The organism is Promicromonospora iranensis (assembly GCF_028994775.1).
Taxonomy (GTDB): Bacteria; Actinomycetota; Actinomycetes; order Actinomycetales; family Cellulomonadaceae; genus Promicromonospora; species Promicromonospora iranensis_A.
Window position 1 is genome coordinate 172,657 of the sequence record NZ_JAJQMN010000007.1, and the last position, 16,572, is coordinate 189,228.

Sequence of the window (16,572 nt, forward strand, 5' to 3'; positions counted from 1 at the left end):
GACGTCGACAGCACAGACACTCGGCATGCGCGGGCGCTCGCGGCACTACGGTCCGCCGAGGTGCGCACCGGTGTGCGCAGGCAGGCCACCGGGTCGTCCGCTGGGTCATCTGCCCGGTTGTCCGCTGAGTCGTCCGTTGAGTCGTCCGCGGGGTCGTCCGCCGGGTCCTTTGCCGGACCGTCCGGCGGGTCGTCCGGCGGGTCGTCCGCGGGGTCGTCCGGCGGGTCCTTTGCCGGACCGTCCCACGGGCAGCCCCGGCTGCAGGTCCGGGCACTGCGGGGCGGGCTCGCGACCGGCTCGAGGGCCCAACCTACGACTGAGCCCACGACTCCCACGGCTGAGCCCACGACGGTCTCTGCTCGGGGCAGCCTCGCTGCTGGCAGCCCCACGACTGGCGGGTCCGTGGCCGGCGGCCCGGGCGAGGGCCCTCGTGTCCTGCCCGTGGTCCCGCACCTCGCAGCCCTCCTGCCTGACGGCGGCCTGCGCACCGGCACCACCGTCGGGGTCCGGGGCTCGACGTCGCTCCTGCTCACCCTGCTCGCCGAGGCTTCCCGCGACGGGGCCTGGACGGTGCTGGTCGGATACCCGGCCGCCGGGATGGCCGCGGCTGCCGACGCCGGGTGCGACCTGACGCGCACCCTGGTGGTGCCGCTGCCGGCCAGCTCGGGTGTGGACGCGCCCGCTGTGCTCGCTGCGTTGATCGACGGCATGGACGTGGTGGTGATCGGACCGGAGGTCGCGCTGCTGGAGCAGGACCGCCGCCGTCTGACGATCCGCGCCCGCGACCGGGGAACCGTGCTGGTAGCGGCTCTACCCACCCCTGTGTCGAGTGCTGGTTCATCGAGCGTTCGGCGAGAGACGGGGGATGCCGGCTGGGCCGGGGCGCACGTGGTGCTGGAGGTGACCGAGGGGGCCTGGGCGGGGACCGATCACGGGGCGGGCTGGCTGCGGCGTCGGACCCTGTGGGTGCGGCGTACCGGGCGGGGGAGCGCGGCGCGACCCCTGCACCTGAACGTCGAGGTGCCGGTGTGCCGGGTCGGCGGAGAGGCGGCCGGCAGAGAAGTGGTCGGCGCAGGCGCGGACGGAGAAGGATTTGAGCTGTCCGGCGAGCAGAGCTCCGGGACGAGGGCGCCGGGCGAGGGCTCCGCGAGCCGTCCGCAGCTGGAGCTTGTCGGATGACCGACCGTTCCGGCCCTGCGACGGCAGGAGAGGCGACCCGCACCGCCTGCCTCTGGGTGCCCGACTGGCCGGTCGTCGCGGCCCTCGTCGTTGCCGGTCTGGGCCCGGAGACGCCCGCGGCCGTGACGGGCGGGCCCGGCGGCCGGATCATCGCGGTGTCGGCCCCCGCCCGCAGTGCCGGGGTGCGCCGCGGCATGCGTCGTCGCGAGGCGCAGGGGCGCTGCCCCGACCTGCAGCTCTGGCCCGCCGACGACGCCCGCGACGCCCGTGAGTTCGAGCCGGTCGCGATGGCCGCCGAGACCGTGGTCTCCGGGCTGGAGATCGCCCGCCCCGGCGTGCTCCTGCTGCCGTCGGGTGGTGCGGCGCGGTACCACGGCTCCGAGCGCGACCTGGCCCGTGAGCTGACCGAGCAGGTCGCCGTCCGCACCGGTCACGAGTGCCAGGTCGGGGTAGCCGATGGGTTCCTGGCCGCGGTGCTCGCCGCCCGCGAGGACGCCGTCGTGCCGCCGGGCGCCTCGCGGGACTACCTCGCGTCCCGCCCGGCGGCCGTGCTCGTGCACGCCCGGCCAGGGGACCGGGCACTGACCGAGCTGGTCGACCTGTGGCGTCGCCTCGGCGTGCACACCCTGGCCGAGCTCGCCGCCCTGCCCGACGCCGCCGTCGCCGCCCGCTTCGGCGACCTCGGTGTCTGGGCGCAGCGCCTCGCCAGGGGGCAGGACGTGCGGCCTCCCGCCCGGCGTCGGCTCGAGGAGGACCTGACCGTCGCCGAGGAGCTGGACCCGCCGGCACACCGGGTCGACGTCGCGACCTTCGCCGCCCGCCGCCTGGCCGAACGGCTGCACGACGACCTGAGCCGGCGCGGCCTGGCCTGCGGGCGGCTGCGGATCACCGCGCGCGCCGTGGACCCGGTCACCGGCGAGGCCCGCACGCTGGAGCGCCTGTGGCGCACCGACGACACGCTCGGCGGGCTGTCGGCCGCCCGGATCACCGACCGGGTGCGCTGGCAGCTCGAGGGCTGGCTCACGGCGTCGTCCCTCGGGGAGGGTGTCGCACCGGCCCCGATCGCGGGCCTGGCTCTGGCCGCGGAGGAGGTGGCACCCGCCGGGGCGCTGCAGCCGCGCCTGTGGGGACCGGGCGCGGGCGAGGACCTGCGCGCTCACCGTGCCGTCGAGCGCGTGCAGGCCCTGCTCGGCGGCGACGCCGTGCTCACCGTCCGGCTCCAGGGCGGCCGTGACCCTCGAGACCGTGTCCAGCTCGTCCCCTTCGGCGAGCAGGTCCCGCCGGAGCGTGACCCCGACCGGCCCTGGCCGGGCGCCCTGCCGCCCCCGGCGCCGTCCGTCGTGCTGCCGGAGCCAGTCCCCGCGCACGTGCTCGACGGCGAAGGCCGCCCCGTGGTCGTCGACGTCCGGCTGGGGGTGAGCGGTGACCCGGCGCGCGTCGTCGTGCCCGGGGAGGGGACGTGGAGCGGGCTCGACGCCGCCGTCGTCGACTGGGCGGGGCCGTGGCCGGTCGCCGAGCGGTGGTGGACGCCCCAGGGCAAGCGCCGCGTCTTCCTGCAGGTGGTGGCGGACGGCGTGGCGGCCCCCGCGCTGGGCCTGCTGCTGTCGTCGTCGGCGGGGGAATGGTCGCTGGAGGCGCTCTATGACTAGCGTGCCGTACTCCGAGCTGCACGCCCACTCCGCGTTCAGCTTCCTGGACGGGGCCTCGCACCCCGAGGAGCTCGCGGCCGAGGGCGCGCGTCTCGGGCTGACGTCGCTCGCGATCACCGACCACGACGGGCTGTACGGGGTGGTGCGGTTCTCCGAGGCGGCGAAGAAGGTCGGCCTGAAGACCTCGTTCGGGGCGGAGCTGCACCTGCCGGTGGGCTCGACCGACGGGAGGGGCGCGCCCGTGCTCGACCCGCCCACCGGGACCCCCGACCCCCGCGCCACGCACCTGCTCGTGCTCGCGCGCGGCGAGCACGGTTACCGCAACCTGTCGAGGGCTATCGGCGCCGCGCACCTCGACGCGGGGGTCAAGGGCGCCGCGAGCTACACCCTGGAAGGACTCGGCGAGGAGTCGGGCGGCGAGTGGCTGGTCCTGACGGGCTGCCGCAAGGGCGCCGTCCGCCAGGCCCTCCAACCCTCGTTGAGTGCTGGGTATTTGCGCCCTCAAAACGTTTCGACAGCACAAATACCCAGCACTCAACGGGGCGGGGGGAATCGTACGGATCGGCTCGCCGGCGCGCGGTACGAGGTTGAGCGGCTGGTTGATGTTTTTGGGCGGGACAACGTCGCCGTCGAGATCACCGCCACCGGTGACCCGCGCGACGCCGACCTGCACGACGCGCTCGCCCTGCTGGCCGCCGACGCGCGACTGCCGCTGGTCGCCACCACCGCGGCGCACTACGCGCGCCCCCGGGACGCCGACCTGGCGGGCGCCCTCGCCGCCGTCCGGGCCCGGTCGAGCCTGGACGACCTGGACGGCTGGCTGCCCGGCGCCCCCACCGCCCACCTGCGCAGCGGGACAGAGATGGCGCGCCTGCACCACAGGCACCCGCAGGCCGTGCCGACGGCGGCCGCGCTGGGGGAGGAGTGCGCGTTCGACCTCAAGCTCATCGCCCCTGAGCTGCCGCCCTACGAGGTTCCGGACGGGCACGACGAGACGACCTGGCTGCGCGAGCTCACCTACCAGGGCGCCGAACGGCGTTACGGCCCGCGGGAGGGCAACAGGAAGGCCTGGCGGCAGATCGACCACGAGCTGAAGGTCATCACCGATCTGAACTTTCCCGGGTACTTCCTGGTGGTCTACGACCTGGTGGACTTCTGCCGGCGCAACGGGATCCTCGCGCAGGGACGCGGTAGCGCCGCCAACTCGGCAGTCTGCTACGCGCTGGGCATCACGGCGGTCGACGCCGTCAAGCACGGGCTGCTGTTCGAGCGGTTCCTCGCGCCCGAGCGGGACGGGCCCCCGGACATCGACGTCGACATCGAGTCGGTACGCCGCGAGGAGGTGATCCAGCACGTCTACGAGAAGTTCGGGCGCACGCACGCGGCACAGGTCGCGAACGTCATCTCCTACCGGCCACGCTCCGCGGTGCGTGACGCAGCCCGCGCGCTCGGCTACGACATCGGGCAGCAGGACGCGTGGTCCAAGTCCATCGAGCGCTGGGGAGCGCTCAAGCCGAAGGCGGCCTCGGCGCCGTCGGACGTGCCGGACGTGCCACCGGACGTGCCGCAGAACAAGACCGCGGCCAAGGACGCCCAGGTCGCAGCGCTGTGGGGACCGCGGGAAGCGCGACCGCACGTCGACCATGCCGGGCCGGTCGGGAGCCCCGGCGTCTTCGTCGACGTGCTCGGCGAGGAGCCGCGGGCGCCGGGTGAGCCCCGCCCGACCCGGGCCGACGACACCCACGACGTCGTGCCGTTCCGCACGCCGCCGTCGGCCGCGGAGGAGGGGGAGATCCCCGACGACGTGCTCGACCTCGCCGACCGGATGCTCCGCCTGCCCCGCCACCTGGGCATCCACTCGGGCGGCATGGTCATGTGCGACCGCCCGGTGATCGAGGTCTGCCCCGTGGAGTGGGCCCGTATGGAGGGCCGCACCGTGCTGCAGTGGGACAAGGAGGACTGCGCGGACGCCGGGCTGGTGAAGTTCGACCTGCTGGGCCTGGGCATGCTGACCGCCATCCGGTACGCGTTCGAGTTCATCGAGGAGCACACCGGGGAACGGTTCGAGCTGCACAGCCTGCCGGAGGACGATCCGCTCGTGTACGACCTGCTGTGCGCCGCCGACACCGTCGGCGTGTTCCAGGTGGAGTCCCGTGCCCAGATGGCGACGCTGCCGCGCCTGCAGCCGCGGGAGTTCTACGACATCGTCGTGGAGGTAGCGCTCATCCGGCCCGGCCCCATCCAGGGCGGGTCGGTGCACCCGTACATCGAGCGGGCCCGCGGGCGGCAGAAGGTGGAATACCTGCACCCGCTGCTCGAGAAGTCCCTGAGCCGCACCAAGGGCGTGCCGCTGTTCCAGGAACAGCTCATGCAGATGGCGATCGACGTCGCGGGGTTCACGCCCAAGGAGTCCGACGAGCTGCGGCGCGCCATGGGGTCCAAGCGGTCCCAGGAGCGCATGGAGGCGCTGCGTGACCGCCTCTACGCGGGGATGACGAAGAACAAGATCCCGCCCACGGCACAGGAGAAGATCTTCGAGAAGCTCAGGGCCTTCGCCGACTTCGGCTTCCCCGAGTCGCACGCCTACTCCTTCGCGTACCTCGTGTACACGAGCTCGTGGCTCAAGGTGCACCACCCTGCGGCGTTCTACGCCGGGCTGCTCGCGGCGCAGCCCATGGGGTTCTACTCGCCGCAGTCCCTGGCCGCCGACGCCCGCCGGCACGGCGTGCGCGTGCTGCGGCCCTCGGTGACGCGGTCGCGGGTACTCTCGTCGGTCGAGCGGGTGCCCTCCCCGCCGGTCGAGCCCGCATCCCCGCCGGTCGAACCTGTCGAGACCCGGCAACCCGACGAGTCCGTCCCGTCCGTGGCAGAGCTCGTCCGGGCCGACCCGGCGCTCGCGGTCCGCATGGGCCTGGAGTCCGTGCGCGGCATCGGGAAGGACAAGGCGGAGGAGATCGTCGCGGCACGGGTCTCGACAGGCTCGGCCACCGATGGCTCGACCGCCGGTTTCCGGGACCTGCGGGACCTCGTCCGGCGCGTCGAGCTCTCGACGGCACAGCTCGAGGCGCTCGCCACGGCAGGTGCGCTCGAATCGCTCGGGATCGATCGACGGGAGGGCCTGTGGGCAGCGGGCGCGCTGGGCCAGGAGGGGCCGACGACGCTGCCCGGCGTCAGCGTCGGCGTCGAGGCCCCGATGCTGCCGGGGATGTCCGAGATCGAGCTGACCCAGGCCGACGCGTGGGCCACCGGCGTCACACCCGACTCGTACCCGACGCAGCACGTCCGGCCCGGGCTGGAGGCGGCAGGGGTGCTCACCGTGGCACAGGCGATCGCTACCGAGCCGGGGCGGCGGATCGCCGTCGGCGGGGTGGTGACGCACCGGCAGCGGCCGGGTACCGCCGGGGGAGTGACCTTCCTGTCCCTGGAGGACGAGACGGGACTGCTCAACGTGATCTGCAGCGTCGGGCTGTGGCAGCGGTTCCGGAAGGTCGCGCGGTCGGCGCAGGCCATGGTGGTGCGGGGCCGGATCGAGGCGGCCGACGGCGCCGTGAATCTCGTGGCGGAGCACCTGTCCACGCTGGGCCTGACCGTCCCGGCACGGTCGCGGGACTTCCAGTAGGTGCGAGGAACGCCTGGCAGACTGCGCAGTCTGCGCAGACTGCCGAGGCGGGCGGACCACACGGTCCGCCCGCCCCGGATCTGGAGCCGTGCCTGGTTACGTGACTGGTTACGGGGTGTGGATGTCGGGCCAGGGGTAGCTGGTGACCTCGCTGCCGATGTGGAAGCTCGGGTGCGGCGGCTGGTTGTAGCCGGTGTTCTGCCAGGCGATCGCCACGCGGTACTGCACGTCGTGCATCAGTGTCGCGATGCGCAGGTTCGTCCTGTGCGGTGTGGCATAGATGCGCAGCGCGGAGGAGTCACTGGTCCGCCAGACCACCTCTTCGCGCCAGTCGCCGAACAGGTCGGCCGAGAGCGCCGGGGTCGACTTGGTGCCGTTGTTCGACGCCACGCCCGACCCGGTCAACGCCGTCCCGGAGGGGTAGTCGGTGATCCGGGTGCCGTCGAGCAGCTCGCGCTCGCCGTCGCCGTCCCACCAGGCCAGGAAGTTCGCCGAGGCAGGCTTGGCGCCGATGGAGCTTCCTGCGGCGTTCCGCAGGTCCGACACGTTCGAGGACCAGAACTCGCCCCCGGGATTGGTGGTCGTGACGTTCGCGGCGACGCCACGGCCGTTGTCACCGCTGGGGCTGGTCTGGAACAGGACCGTGCCGTTGGACCCGATGAGGCTGGACGACGGGTCGCTGCTGCTCTCGTGCACCATGAACACCTCCTGACCCGCACGGCTGGGCACGAAGTCCGAGACGTGGAGCGCGTCGCCGTGGCCCATCCGGGAGTTCCACAGCGCGTTGCCGTCCGAACCGACCACCATCGCCCCGTAGACGACGTCCTGGCGTCCGTCGCCGTTCAGGTCGGCGATGGACAGGCTGTGCGCGCCCTGGCCGCGATACTGCGAACCCTTGACGTCGGAGTCGAAGATCCACCGGGTCGAGAGGTTCTGACCGTCGAAGTCCACGGCCCAGATCACCGAGCGCGTGTAGTAGCCGCGCGCGAAGATCATCGACGGCGTGGCACCGTCCAGGTAGGCGGTGCCGGCCAGGAAGCGGTCGACCCGGTTGCCGTAGCTGTCGCCCCAGCTCGACACGTTGCCGCGCGGGGGCTGGTAGTTGACCGTGTCGATCGCGCCGCCGGTGCGACCGTCGAAGATGGTCAGGTACTCGGGTCCCGTCAGGATGTAGCCGTCGCCGTTGCGGTGGTCGGCACTGGCATTGCCGATGACGACGCCCCGGCCGTCGCGCGTGCCGTCGGCGGTCTTCATGGCGATCTCCGCGTCGCCGTCACCGTCGTAGTCGTACACCTGGAACTGGGTGTAGTGCGCCCCCGACCGGATGTTGCGCCCCAGGTCGATCCGCCACAGGCGGGTTCCCTGGAGCGTGTAGGCGTCGATGAAGGTGTTGTCGGTGACGCCGGCCTGCGCGTTGTCCTTGGCGTTGGCGGGGTACCACTTGACGACGTACTCGTAGTCACCGTCGCCGTCCAGGTCGGCGACGCTGGTGTCGTTGGCCTCGTGACTGCTCGTGGGCCGGCTGATCGGGACGTCGAGGTAGCCGCCGGAGCCGAACCTGGCCTCGGCACCCGAGCGCGTCCCCTCGGAGCCGCCGGTGACGGCCGCGACCGTGTAGGTCCCGCTGCCGCTGCTGTCGAGGTAGTTCGTGGCGCCGGTGATCGGCGACGAGTTGAGCTTCTGCCCGTCGCGGTAGACGTTGAAGGCCACGTTCTGGTCGTCGGTGCCCAGCAGTCGCCAGCTGACAAGGTTGCCGCTCCCCGAAGGCACGACGGTCACGCCTCGGGTGAGCGCCTCGACCTCGTAGGCGCCGTCGCCGCCGGGGCCTCCGGTGTCGCCGGTCGTGACGTCCAGGTAGTCGATGTTCGCCAGACCGGCCGCACCGGTGGCCCGCAGGCGGACGGTGTTGACCCCCGGGCTGAGCTGAGCGGTGACGGTCTCGGTCACCCAGCTCGTCCAGGCACCGGTGGCACCGAACTGCGCGGTCCGCACCGAGGTGCCGTTCACGACGACCTCGCCCGGCCTGCTGTCCGTTCCGCCGTTGGCATAGCCGAACGCCAGGGTCGCCGGGCCCGCCGCGGCGGCATCGACCCTGAACTCGAGCGCAGCGCCGACGGCATTGTCGGTGTTGCAGAACCCGCTGCCCGAGTGCCCCGCGTGGTTGGACTCGACCACGCCGTTGCAGACGGCCGGCGCGCTCTCGGCCTCGTGGCGGATCGAGTCGGCGGAGGCGGTGTTCAGCGCCACGACGCTGGATGCGACGACGGCGAGACCGGAGAGCCCGGCCACCAGCGCCACCCTTGTTCTTCCTCTTCTTCGCGTTGACATTGTTTCGCTCCTCTTTGAGCTGGCTCGGCCGTCGGGGAACGGCCGAGGGTCTGGCGAGGCGCGACGACGGCAAACGGGCTCCATCGCCACGATGTCATCGAACACCGAATTGAATCGTTCAAATCGGTGCGGACGACGGTACGGTAAGCGTTTGCCCGGTGTCAAAGGATTGCGCGGACCTAAACGATTAACGGGTCGGGAGAGATGAGCCGTCGGTCGACCTCGCCCGCACGGCGGCACGGGCGCCGTCCCGGCAGGTGCCGGTGGCGGCGTCCCTCACCACAATGGGGTGCATGCCCCAACCAGATCGCCGAAGCCTGTACTCGACGGTGCGCAAGGTCCTGCGCACCGATCCGTCGGAGGGTCCCGAGACCGAGGTCCAGCCCGCCGTCGACGACACGATGGTGATCCGTGCACTGGACCTGGCGATGCGTATCGGTGAGTCGATGTTCGCCGTCGGGGCGTCCGCCCACGAGGTCACCCTGGCGGTCACGCGCGTGGCCGGCGCCTACCAGCTCCAGGGGGTGCACGTGGACGTGACCTACACGTCGATCGCCCTGTCGTACCAGCGCAGCGGCGAGGGCTGGCCGCACACGCTGCTCCGGGTGGTGCGCGTCGCGGCGCCCGACCACATGAAGCTCCAGCGGCTGCAGGCGCTGCTGGTCGAGATCGACGACGGCCTGGACCTCGACGAGGCGCGGACCAGGTTCCGTGCGATCCGCCGCGTGCCGTTCCGGTACCGCCAGCCGGTGGTGGTCGCGGCGCGAGCGCTGCTCGCGGTCGGAGCGGGCATCCTCGCCGGAGGAAGCGTGCTGGCGGTGGCGCTCACGTTCATCGCGGCGCTGGGCGCCGCGGCGACCCAGTCCGGGCTCGCCCGGCTGCGCGTGCCGTCGTTCTTCAGCCAGATCGCGGGTGCCTTCGTCATCACGATCGTCGCGGTCGCCGTGTCAGCCCTCGCCACCGCCGGGGTCGAACCGTTCACCGGGGTGCGGCCCTCCATCATCGTGGCGGCCGGGATCATCCTCATGCTCTCCGGCCTCACGGTGGTAGGCGCGGCACAGGACGCGATCGACGGGTTCGCGCTGACGGCGGCGGGGCGCATCCTCGACCTCACGCTGCAGACGCTCGGCCTGGTGGTGGGAATCCTCGCCGGTCTGGAGCTCGGCAGCGTGCTCGGGTTCCGGATGGCGCTGCCGGAGGGGCCGCCACCGCTCGGCCCGCTGCCGAACCAGGTCGGTGGAGCGATCATCGTCGCCGTCGCGGTGGCGCTGTTCAACGGCGCCGGCGCACGCATCCTCGCCGTCAGCGCCGTGCTGGGAGCGGTCGCGGCGCTGGGCCACGCCGTCGGACAGGCGTCGGGCCTGCACGAGGCGGCTGCCAGCGGCATCGCGGCGCTGCTGGCCAGCTTCGTCGGCGTCCTGATCGCCCACAACCTGCACGTACCGTCCGTCGCCGTGACGACGGCGGCCATCGTGCCGCTCGTACCCGGCGGTGCGGTCTTCTACGGGCTGCTCGGCATGGTGCACGCCGACCCGTCATCGGCCCTGGGAGCCGGGGGCGGGGCCAGCTCCCTCGTCCTCGCGGCGTCCGTCGGGGTCGGGCTGGCGGCGGGCGCGTCGCTGGGGATCTATCTCGGGACGCCCGTACGGGCCACGCTCGCCGGCGTCGCGCGCTCCCGGGCGCGGGTCCGGCGCTGACTTCGGACGCCGGCTGCGGGCCCCTGCGGGCCCCGTCGGCCCAGGCCCTCAGTAGCCCAGCTGCAGCATGGTCGAGTCGGTCGCCCACAGCACCGCAGAACCCACGCCGACGAGCAGCGTCGAGACCACGTAGAACCAGATCCGCATGGCGTGCCGGCAGATACGGAGGAGCGCCGCCAGCCCGAGCGCGGCGACAGCAAGTGCCGGTGCGGCGAGCAACGGGTTGCCCGCCTGCGGATCCCGGGTGACCAGCAAATACACGGCACCCAGGAGCAGCAGTCGGGGAACCCAGCGCAGCAGGGCTCCGAGCAGACGCAGCGGCCACGGCCTCCTGCGGGGCACAGCCGCCGCCTGAGCGGTCGGCCTGACCTGCGCACCTGGTCGCGCCCCCGGCTGCACCCGTGGTTGCGCGACAGGCTGGACGCGAGGCTGTGCCGCAGGCTGGACACCCTGCCGGATGCGCTGCCGGATGCCCTGCTGGATGCTCTGCTGGGTGCTCGGCGGGGCGCTCTGCGGGGCGCTCTGCGGGATGCCCTGCGGGATGCCCTGCTGGATGGCCTGCCGGGCGCCTGGCTGCACGCTCGGCGGGCGGCTCGCGGGCGCCTGCTGTGCGGCAGGCGGTGTCACGGGCATCGGACGGGTGGCGTGCGCGGACTGCTTCGGTCCGGCCGGTTTCGGGGCGGGGCCGAGATGCTTGACCGGGCTCTTGCGCGGTTCGAACGACCGCGGCGCCGGGGCCAGCTTCCGCACGACCTGGGTCGCCGCGGCCGACGCGGGCGTTGCGGATCCGGGCACGACAGCCGGGGGCACGGACTCCGGCCTGTTCCGGGCGGGAACCTGCTCGCTCGCCGGGACGGGCTCGGGGCTGCGGAACGCCCGCCAGCCACGGAGCGTGTCCGCGAGGCCGTCGGGAGGAGAGGCGGTCTGCCAGCGCATCGCCTGCCAGATCCAGTCCTTGATCTCGGCGGGGGTACGACCGTCGGCGACGTGCGCGCCGATCTCCGCGACGTGGTCCGCGACCACCTGTTCCGCCGCCCCGTCGAACCCGTCCGCGTGCACCTCTGCCAGGACGCTCATGAGCGCACGGTCGTACACGAGGGCGTGCCAGGGTTCCGTGACACGTGAGGGCGTGGGGGAGTCCGACGGGTCCGGGTCCCGCTGGAACAGCTTGGTGTGGCCCCGCCCTGGCAGCACGTCGGTCGCCGGGAGGGCTGCCACCTCGGCGGCCGTCACGCCGTCGCTGAGCAGCTGCGAGGTGAGCGTCAGCGTCGGGTCGGGTGTCGTGCTCGCGAGGCGGGCCCGCACCACGCTCGCGATGTTCTCCAACGGCGGGCGGTGGTTCGGCTGGTACCGCGTCATGGCGAGGATCAGCGACTGCAGGTGCCGGTCGACGACGGGCGGCTCGGGCAAGGGATCGTCGTCCGGGACGACATGGGCCGGCTCCTCGTCGACCAGGTCCGTGGGCACCAGGTCGCGGCCCAGGAAGTTCAGGTCGAGCGGCAGCGTGCCCGTGTTCGCGTACAGGAGCAGCAGCCCGAGGCTGTACACGTCGGAGCGTGGGTGCACCCGGCGTCCGAAGAGCTCCGGCGCCATGTAGGAGACGGTCCCGGCCGGCTGCGTCGACGTCGCGGCGTCGAAGACCTTGGCGATGCCCAGGTCGATGAGCACCGCGCGGTCGCCGTCGACCATGATGTTCGCGGGCTTGAGGTCGCGGTGCAGGACGCGCTCCTCCTGCAGCACGAGCAGCGCGTCGACCAGCTGCTCGGCGAGGCCCAGCGCCTCGCGCCCGGACAGCGGTCCCTCCTCGCGCACCCGGTCCCGCAGCGTCGTGCCGGGAACGAGCTCCATCGCGAACCAGGGCTGGTCCGCGTCCAGGCCGGCCTCCACGAAGCGTGGGAAGCCCCGGCCGTCCAGGCGCTCCAGGAGATGCGCCTCCTGGGCGAACCGATCCTTGGCGTCGTCGTGCAGGCCGGTCAGGACCTTGAGGGCCACCTCGGTGTCGTCGTCGGCCACCGCGCGGTACACGTGTGCGAAGCCGCCGTGGCCCAGTGCCTCGGCGAGGGTGAACCGGCCCATGCGTTCCCCGCTGGCGGGGATACGCCGGACAGGGCGGACGGGGAGTGCCGCCGCCAGCGGGGAACGCCGGACGGGTGCCGGCTGGGGTGCCGGCTCGGGTGCCGGCTCGGGTGCAGGAGGCGGGGCATCGTCGGTCGCGGGAACCGGGTCGGACGCCGAAACCGGGTCGGACGCCGAAACCGGGTCGGACGGCGGGGCCGGAACGGGCGGCGGGACCGGGACGGGCACCGGAGCCTCATCGCTGACCGGGACCGGGTGGGGCGCCGGGACGTCGACCGACGGCGGGGCCGACTCGTCGGGCACGGGGGCCTGCTCGGACGACGGGGCAGGTTCTTCGGCTGCCGGGGCCTGGTCGACCGGCGGAGCCGGCGAGGGCTCCGCAGCTGTCCGGGAGCCGGCCGGTTCGGGGTCCAGAACTGAGGTGGGCGCGGCGGTGGCTGCGGGCTCAGGATCGGGTAACGGGACCGGACCGGGGCCGACGGTCGCTGGCGCGACCTCGCCGACGCCTGTCGCTGGTGACGTCATACCGGGCAACCTACCAGCGCGTCCGTGCCGGTCCCAGAAAAGTCCCAGCCTGTCGCCGACGGGAATTTCTGTCAGCGGTGGCCGGTATCCGACTCTTTGCCTCGTGAGGGCACAAGCCCGGCGGTACCAGCCAAACCTTCGACCTCGACTTGAACCTGGACCTCAACCTGAGGTTGAGCCTTGTGTTCGGCGCCACCGCGCGCAGTGCCTCAGACACCCTGCTCCCGGTACCACGCGATCTTCTCCCGCAGCCGCTCCTGCTGGCGGCGGAGCGCGTCGATCGACTCCTGCACGCGTCGGTCGTGCTCCTCGAGCAGGGCGACCCGTGCGGCCAGGGTCGCCTCGTCGAGCGACAGCTCGGCGTAGCGCTTGAGATCGGCGATCGGCATACCGGTGTCCCGCAGGCAGTGGACGAGGTCGAGCCAGCCCAGGTCGGCGTCGGTGTAGGCGCGGTGCCCGCTCGACGTGCGCGCGATCGGGCGCAGGATGCCCTCCCGCTCGTAGTACCGCAGGGTGTCGATGCTGAAGCCCGACACCTCGGCAGCCTGCGCGGGCGAATAAGTGGCCATGGACAGATCCTGCCCTTGACCTGGAGCGCGCTCCAGGGTTTTCGCTCGTCCCATGACCACATCGCAGACCACGAGCACGCAGCCCGAGAAGCCGACGACCCCACCCGCCGAACGCCTGGTCCTCGGCGCCATGATGTTCGGCACCGCGGTGGACGAGGCCACCTCGTTCTCGGTCCTGGACCGCTTCGTCGAGGCGGGCGGCCGATGGATCGACACCGCCGACTGCTACGCCTTCTGGGCGAGCGAGTCCGGCTACGGCGGGCAGAGCGAGGAACTGCTCGGCCGCTGGTTCGCCGCACGTCCGGGCGTCCGCGACCGGATCCTGCTCGCCACCAAGTTCGGGGCCGAGCCGCGCGACGCCGCCGACTGGCCCGCGTCCCGTACCGGCCTGTCACCCGAGGCGATCCGCGAGCAGATCACCGGCAGCCTGCGCCGCCTCGGCACCGACCACGTGGACCTCGTCTGGGGGCACATGGAGGACCGCTCGGTTCCCGTCGAGGAGACCGCCGACGCCTGCGCGGCCCTCGTGTCCGACGGCGTCGCGGCCCGCATCGGCCTCTCCAACCACCCGGCGTGGCGGGTCGATCGGGCACGCCGCCACGCCGTCGCGCAGGGAGCGGAGCCGTTCAGCGTGCTCCAGCACGCCTACACCTACCTCCAGCCCCGCCCCGGCGCGCGCGGCGGGAATCACCGGTTCGGCTGGCTGAGTGACGAGCTGGCCGACCTCGCCGCCGTCGAAGGCCTGGACGTCTGGGCGTACACGCCGCTGCTGTCCGGGGCGTACGACAACCCGGACAAGCAGATTCCCGAGGTCTTCGACCACCCGGGCAACACCCGGCGTCTCGCGGCGCTCGACGACGTCGCGGCGCAGGTCGGGGCGTCGCGCGGCCAGGTGGTGCTCGCCTGGCTCGTCGCCCGTGGGATCCGCCCGATGCTCGGCGGCAGCAAGGTGCACCAGCTCGACGCCGCCATCGCGGGCGTGGGGCTGGAGCTTCCGCCAGAGCTGCTGGAGCGCCTGGACGGTGTCGACGTCGCCCCGCCCGCCACCTGATCGTTGAGTGCTGGGTATTTGTGGTGTCGGAACGTTCCGAGACCACAAATACCCAGCACTCAACGAGGGGGGTCAGGAGAGGTTGATCGTCACCGGCTCGAAGGGGGTGCCTGTCGGGTAGCTGCCGCCCCAGAGCTTCGCACCGTCGTCGGTCAGCTCGACCTGCTGCCAGGTGAGCCGCGTGCCGTCGTCGGACCGCTCGGGGGCGCCCGCCAGCCGGAACGCGGCGGTGCGCACGTCGGCGTCGCGGTCCCGGATGGACATGGCCCAGTCGAGGTCGCCGTCGGCGGGCGCGGTGACCTCGATGTCGGCGACCTCGCCGACGAACGAGCCGAAGTGCCCGATGAAGACCACGGAACCCGTGAACGCGAACAGCCCGGAATCGGGCGCCGGGTCCGGGCTGCGTCCCGGGTCGAGCGGGAAGTGGAACGCGGCGCCGGTGCCGCCGACGGCGTCGTCCTGCACGATGCGGCCGCCCGGCGCTCCCATCACGTACATCAGCAGGCTTGCCTTGATCTCCCAGTCCAGATGAGCCACCTGAGAACCGTACTCCCACGTGAGGGCTCACCAGGTTCCGCGTCCGGGGCGGCGTCGGGAGACCGTGCCGAGAGGCGGCGCCGGGGACGGTCGACGCCCGTTCACGTGGGCGTCGACCGGCCGACGGCGTGGCGCCACGCCGCGGCCACCGGACGTGACCAGGCTCGGTCGCATGAGGACCACCCCACGTCGCACCACCGCAGCACTCGCCGTGACCCTTGCCGGCGCGCTGGCCCTGGGAGCCGTACCGGCGTCCGCGTTGCCGGCGTCCGCCGGACCCGAGGGCCACCCCCGCGCCTTCGACCTGCAGGCACACCGTGGCGGCGTCGCGCTCACCGTCGAGAACACGCTCCCTGCCTTCGACAACGCCCTCGCGCTGGGAGTCAGCACGCTCGAGCTCGACGTGCAGATCACGCAGGACGGGTACGCCGTCGTCACGCACGACCGCGACCCCAACCCGGCCAAGTGCGTCGACACCGAGCCCGCGTTCCCGGGCGACCCCGAGTTCCCGTATGTCCCCAACAAGACGTACATCAAGGACCTCACGCTCGCGCAGGTCCGCACCATCGACTGCGGCTCGCTGCGGCAGCCCCAGTTCCCCGGGCAGGAGCTGCACCCGGGCGAGCGCATGCCGCTGCTGTCCGAGGTGCTGAACCTCGTGAACCGCCACCGGGCGCACCAGGTCACGCTCAACATCGAGACCAAGGTCGAGGCCGGCGCCCCCGAGCAGACGGCGCCCCGCGAGCAGTTCGTGCAGGTCGTCGCCCGCGAGGTCCGCAAGGCCCGCCTCGTCGACCAGGTCACGATCCAGAGCTTCGACTGGGGCGCGCTCATGCGTATGAGCGAGGTCGAGCCGCGGTTCCCGCTGGTGGCGTTGACCAACGGCCAGCAGTTCCTCCAGGTCGGCGCGCCTGGCGCTTCACCGTGGCTCGGCGGGCTCGACATCGACGACTTCCCGGGCTCGATCCAGGAGAAGTTCGTCGCGGCCAGCGCCTCGTTCGGGGCCGACGCCGTGTCGCCCGTGCACGGTGACCCCCAGGGCGGCGGCGTGACCGACCCCGGCTACGTCCCGTTCACCACGCCCGAGCTGGTCGACGCCGCGCACGACGCCGGCCTCGCCGTCATCCCGTGGACCATCGACGACCGCGCCACCATCGAGTCCTTGATGGACATGGGCGTGGACGGCCTGATCACCGACCGCCCGGACCTGCTGCGCGCGGTCATGGCGGAACGCCACCTGAAGCTCCCCAAGCGCTACTGACCGGCGGCGGCGTGGAGCAGCGCGCGCCGTGTGATCGGCAATAGGTCAGGAGATCGGCAACCCAAGTCGCCGATCTTCTGA

General features: G+C 72.7%; 10 protein-coding genes. 6 read left to right on the plus strand and 4 right to left on the minus strand.

The genetic code is table 11. The features are described from left to right. The first annotated feature begins 441 nt into the window (after positions 1-441). The 3 genes from LUU90_RS14865 to LUU90_RS14875 are packed head-to-tail and all read left to right on the plus strand — an operon-like array spanning position 442 to position 6,447. Entirely contained in the window at positions 442-1,179 is a 738-nt protein-coding gene (locus tag LUU90_RS14865; protein WP_275004222.1) for a hypothetical protein, read from the plus strand. Beyond that, positions 1,176-2,828, plus strand: coding sequence for a Y-family DNA polymerase (locus LUU90_RS14870; protein WP_275004223.1), 1,653 nt, complete (start codon positions 1,176-1,178; stop codon positions 2,826-2,828). Before LUU90_RS14865 ends, LUU90_RS14870 begins: the two co-directional genes overlap by 4 nt. Further along, complete coding sequence (locus tag LUU90_RS14875) at positions 2,821-6,447, plus strand: error-prone DNA polymerase (RefSeq protein ID WP_275004225.1); 3,627 nt, start codon at positions 2,821-2,823, stop codon at positions 6,445-6,447. Before LUU90_RS14870 ends, LUU90_RS14875 begins: the two co-directional genes overlap by 8 nt. A gap of 108 nt (positions 6,448-6,555) precedes the next feature. Here LUU90_RS14875 and LUU90_RS14880 read toward each other — a convergent pair whose 3' ends face one another. Beyond that, the gene (locus tag LUU90_RS14880; RefSeq protein ID WP_275004227.1) at positions 6,556-8,736 is read right to left on the minus strand and encodes a carbohydrate-binding protein; all 2,181 of its coding nucleotides are present in this window, start codon (positions 8,734-8,736) and stop codon (positions 6,556-6,558) included. Positions 8,737-9,068: 332 nt separating this feature from the next. On the opposite strand from LUU90_RS14880, the gene LUU90_RS14885 reads away from it, so the two are divergent. Beyond that, positions 9,069-10,472 (plus strand): threonine/serine ThrE exporter family protein, encoded by a 1,404-nt coding sequence (locus LUU90_RS14885; RefSeq protein ID WP_275004228.1) that lies wholly within the window; start codon positions 9,069-9,071, stop codon positions 10,470-10,472. A 48-nt stretch (positions 10,473-10,520) separates the two neighbouring features. On the opposite strand, the gene LUU90_RS14890 is transcribed toward LUU90_RS14885, so the two are convergent. Next, positions 10,521-12,851 carry a serine/threonine protein kinase gene (locus LUU90_RS14890; protein WP_275004230.1) on the minus strand — a complete coding sequence of 777 codons (2,331 nt, stop codon included), beginning with the start codon at positions 12,849-12,851 and terminating at the stop codon, positions 10,521-10,523. 431 nt (positions 12,852-13,282) lie between these two features. Beyond that, positions 13,283-13,642 (minus strand): MerR family transcriptional regulator, encoded by a 360-nt coding sequence (locus tag LUU90_RS14895; RefSeq protein WP_275004232.1) that lies wholly within the window; start codon positions 13,640-13,642, stop codon positions 13,283-13,285. Between the two features lie 52 nt (positions 13,643-13,694). Here LUU90_RS14895 and LUU90_RS14900 point away from each other — a divergent pair, with 52 nt between their 5' ends. Then, complete coding sequence (locus LUU90_RS14900; RefSeq protein WP_275004233.1) at positions 13,695-14,693, plus strand: aldo/keto reductase; 999 nt, start codon at positions 13,695-13,697, stop codon at positions 14,691-14,693. A 72-nt stretch (positions 14,694-14,765) separates the two neighbouring features. Here LUU90_RS14900 and LUU90_RS14905 read toward each other — a convergent pair whose 3' ends face one another. Beyond that, positions 14,766-15,230: an HtaA domain-containing protein gene (locus LUU90_RS14905; RefSeq protein ID WP_275004234.1), complete on the minus strand. Its 465-nt coding sequence runs from the start codon at positions 15,228-15,230 to the stop codon at positions 14,766-14,768. A 172-nt stretch (positions 15,231-15,402) separates the two neighbouring features. Here LUU90_RS14905 and LUU90_RS14910 point away from each other — a divergent pair, with 172 nt between their 5' ends. After that, positions 15,403-16,491, plus strand: coding sequence for a glycerophosphodiester phosphodiesterase family protein (locus tag LUU90_RS14910; RefSeq protein WP_275004235.1), 1,089 nt, complete (start codon positions 15,403-15,405; stop codon positions 16,489-16,491). The last annotated feature ends 81 nt before the right edge of the window (positions 16,492-16,572 follow it).

Bases quoted from the DNA above. Each gene is read 5' to 3' on its own strand.
- LUU90_RS14875 (WP_275004225.1), top strand. From the start codon at position 2,821: ATGACTAGCGTGCCGTACTCCGAGCTGCACGCCCACTCCGCGTTCAGC.
- LUU90_RS14870 (WP_275004223.1), top strand. From the start codon at position 1,176: ATGACCGACCGTTCCGGCCCTGCGACGGCAGGAGAGGCGACCCGCACC.
- LUU90_RS14895 (WP_275004232.1), bottom strand. From the start codon at position 13,642: ATGGCCACTTATTCGCCCGCGCAGGCTGCCGAGGTGTCGGGCTTCAGC.
- LUU90_RS14900 (WP_275004233.1), top strand. From the start codon at position 13,695: ATGACCACATCGCAGACCACGAGCACGCAGCCCGAGAAGCCGACGACC.
- LUU90_RS14910 (WP_275004235.1), top strand. From the start codon at position 15,403: ATGAGGACCACCCCACGTCGCACCACCGCAGCACTCGCCGTGACCCTT.
- LUU90_RS14885 (WP_275004228.1), top strand. From the start codon at position 9,069: ATGCCCCAACCAGATCGCCGAAGCCTGTACTCGACGGTGCGCAAGGTC.